1 protein-coding gene and 1 pseudogene are annotated in these 2,936 nt (G+C 69.7%); one reads left to right on the top strand and one right to left on the bottom strand.

Features of this window, described 5'->3' with window-relative positions; translation table 11 throughout:
- Positions 1 to 2,157, bottom strand: a 2,157-nt coding sequence (locus tag M529_RS33130) for a helicase-related protein (protein ID WP_021317563.1), incomplete at its 3' end; no start/stop codon positions are given.
- A gap of 233 nt (positions 2,158 to 2,390) precedes the next feature.
- Between M529_RS33130 and M529_RS33135 the strand changes: the two are divergent.
- Positions 2,391 to 2,936 (top strand): annotated as a pseudogene (locus M529_RS33135) (M23 family peptidase); the annotation flags it as partial.

Consider the following 2,936-nt stretch of genomic DNA (forward strand, 5'->3'; position numbering starts at 1 on the left):
CGCCGAGAGCGCCGCGCGCCAGCGGGCCGCGCCGGGCTTCAGCAGGCCGGGGTGGTAGATATCGAGCACGCCGATGTCGATGCCGGCCTTGCGCAGCAGGTGGCGCTGGTCCTTGTCGAGATGGGCGAGCGCCGAATCGAGGTCGGTGCGCGCAATGACGCCGCCCGCGTCGGCGAGCTGGGCGAAGACCGCGCGCACGACGGGGGGGACGTCCGGCTCCGACGCGCTGGCGGTCATCTTGACGAGGGGGAGGAGGTGCTTTTCCTTCTGCGCCTCGAACCAGGCGGCCAGGCGGGCGATCACCTGCTTCTGCACGTCCTGTCCCAGCGCCAGCAGCGCGCGGTCCAGCCGAATCTCCGGGCTGAGCAGCGTGGTGCCGGCCAGCAGCGCCGCGACCGGGCTGCCCGCCCAGGCGATGCCCGGCGCTTGTCCCGCCTCGTCCAGAAGCGCGAAATCCGTGTCCGCAGCAGCCAGCAGTTCGTCAGCCTTCACTCGCAATACCTTTCCAAGACGGCGCTCCGCGGCCGCCAGCAGCATCTTCCTGTCCTGATGCCGCGTAGCGGGATCGACCGAGAAACGAAATCCGTCAAGTCGCCCGATCGTCTCGCCATCGACGCAGACCGTCCCGTCGGGCTCCACCGTGACGGGGAGGCTGCTGGCATTCTGGCCGATGTCGCGCAGCAGGACGGAGGTGCGGCGGTCGACGAAACGCTGCATCAGCGCGCCATGGAGCGCATCGGACAGCTTCTCCTCCAGCGCGCGGGTGCGCTCGGCCATCTCGGCGGGATGGAGCAGCCAGTCCGGGCGGTGGGCGATATACGACCAGGTCCGCGCGGCGGCGATGCGACCCGAAAGCGTGTCGATATCGCCCTGCACCGAATCGAGGCGGGCGATCTGCTGCGCGAACCAGTCGCGGGGAATGTGGCCGTTCCCTTCGGAAAGGAAGCGCCAGAGGCGGCTGACGGTGCGGGCGTGGTGCTCGGCCCCCAGCTTCTGGAAGTCGGGGAGGCCGCAGGCGGCCCAGAGGCGTTCCACCTGGCGCTGGCCCCGCGCCCGGTCGATCACCAGCGGGTCGTCGGCCAGGCGCTTGAGGACGGCGAGGTCGACGGCCTCCGGGGCGGGGCGCAGCTCCTCGCGCTCGGGGCGGGCCTCCAGATCGGCGATCAGATGGGCGAGGCTGTCGGTGCGCGGGGCGCCATCGCGCCAGTAGAGATGCTCGAGCGGGGGAAAGCGGTGCGCCTCGATCGCCTCGATCTCCTCCGGACGGAAGGCGGAGTCGCCATCCTCGGCGCCCAGGCTGCCGAAGGTGCCGTCCTTGTGGTGGCGGCCCGCGCGGCCGGCGATCTGCGCCATCTCCGCGACGGTCAGGCGGCGGGTGCGACGGCCGTCGAACTTGCGCAGCGAGGCGAAGGCGACATGCGCAACGTCGAGATTGAGGCCCATGCCGATGGCGTCGGTGGCGACCAGATAGTCGACATCGCCGTTCAGGAACATCTTTACCTGAGCGTTGCGTGTATGGGGGCTGAGCGCGCCCATGACGACGGCCGCGCCGCCGCGGAAGCGCCGCAGCATCTCCGCCACGGCATAGACCTCCTCGGCGGAGAAGGCGACGACGGCGGAGCGGCGGGGAAGGCGGGATAGCTTCTTCGCGCCGGCATAGCTGAGGGTCGAGAAGCGGGGGCGGCCGATGATCTCCACGTCGGGGACCAGCGACTTGACCAGCCGGCCGATGCTGGCCGAGCCCAGGATCATCGTTTCCTCACGGCCCCGCGCGCGCAGCAGACGGTCGGTGAAGACATGGCCGCGTTCCGGATCGGCGCCGAGCTGGGCCTCGTCCAAGGCGACAAAGGCATAGTCGCCAAGTCCTTCGGTTGCGGCACCGGCCTGCCGGCCTGCGCCGATGGGCATGGATTCGGCGGTGCAGAGGAAATAGCGGGCCTGGGGCGGGACGATCTTTTCCTCGCCGGTGATCAGCGCGACCTGGGCAGCGCCCTTGATTGCGACGACGCGGTCATAGACCTCTCGCGCCAGCAGCCGGAGGGGGAAGCCCATCATGCCGCTGGAATGGCCGCACATGCGCTCGACGGCGAGGTGGGTCTTGCCGGTGTTGGTGGGCCCGAGCACGGCAGTGACGGGAGAACGGGCGAACTGGGCCATGCGGCCTATGTCGGGGATGAACGCAGCGGGGGCAAGGGGCTTGCCGATTTGCGTGGGGGTTCCGTCCGTGGCCGTCTTCCATCGACTTCGCAACACGGTTCGTCGCAGCATCCGTAAAGCCCGATTCCTCTTAAATTGACTTTAACCCTGCTGCTTCACAAGGATCGGGCCTGTCGCAGGGCGCGGGGTCGCTGCGGACGGGGCAATCCAAAGCTTACCCAAAGGTCGCCGGTTTGTTTCAGGAAAGCCAGTTCGATAGCCAGCAGGGCGGCGCATCCGTTTCCCTGTGGCTGGCGGAGTCGCTGAAGGCGCCGCGCGTCGCGCCGAAGCAGGGCTGGCGCGAGCGGATCCGGGACTGGGCGGAGGACGTGGAGCTCGTTCCCGACCTTGGCCAGCGCATCGGCAGCCTGACCTGGTTCCGCGGGCTTGCCACCTGTTTCAGCCTGTGCGCGACGGCGCTCTACCTCTCTCCCGGTTTTCAGCCGGTGCCGGGCGCGCCCGAGCCGCTGATGCCCGATGCGCGCTATGACGAGGTGCGCAGCCAGATGATCACGCCGCTGGCGCTGGGCGCCGATAGCGGGCGGCACATGGGCGCCACGGACGCGGTGCAGCCGCTGGCCGAAACGCCCGAGCGGCCGCAGATCGAACTCAACGCGCAGATCGGCAGCAGCGATTCCCTGGGCCGTGCGCTGTCGCGCGCCGGGGTGAGCGCCGGCGATGTCGCGCAAGTGACCGCGATGGTCGGCGGCGACATCAGCGGGGGCGTGAAGCCGGGCACG

Source organism: Sphingobium ummariense RL-3 (assembly GCF_000447205.1).
Taxonomy (GTDB): Bacteria; Pseudomonadota; Alphaproteobacteria; order Sphingomonadales; family Sphingomonadaceae; genus Sphingobium; species Sphingobium ummariense.